This is a genomic window from Aeromonas sp. HMWF014, assembly GCF_963878295.1.
GTDB lineage: Bacteria > Pseudomonadota > Gammaproteobacteria > Enterobacterales > Aeromonadaceae > Aeromonas > Aeromonas popoffii.
The window spans coordinates 18707-19101 of sequence record NZ_CAWNYS010000420.1; the positions used below are offsets into that span (position 1 = coordinate 18707).

The following is a 395-nucleotide window of genomic DNA, read 5'->3' on the forward strand; positions in this document are numbered from 1 at the left end:
GCAAGCTGTTCGGCGCGCTGCAGTTCGAAGTCGGAATAGCCGCCGGTGTATTCGTTCAGCTTGCCGTTCTCGATGTGGATGATGCGGCTGATGACCGAATCGAGGAAGTCGCGGTCGTGAGAGATAAGGACGAGCGTGCCCTGATAGCCCTTGAGCCACTTCTCCAGCCAGATCACTGCATCGAGATCCAGGTGGTTGGTCGGTTCATCGAGCAGCAGCAGGTCTGAGCGGCAGAGTAGCGCCTGGGCGAGGTTGAGGCGCATGCGCCAGCCACCGGAGAAGCTGCGCACTGGTGAGCCCAGTTGCTCGTCGCTGAAACCGAGACCGTGCAGCAGCTCGGCGGCGCGGGCCCGAATGCTGTAGGCGCCTATGGTGTCGAGTTTGCCGTGCAGCTC

General features: G+C 62.0%; 1 pseudogene. It reads right to left on the reverse strand.

Annotated elements, in window-relative coordinates:
* Window positions 1-395 (reverse strand): annotated as a pseudogene (locus tag AAC083_RS23260) (ATP-binding cassette domain-containing protein); the annotation flags it as partial.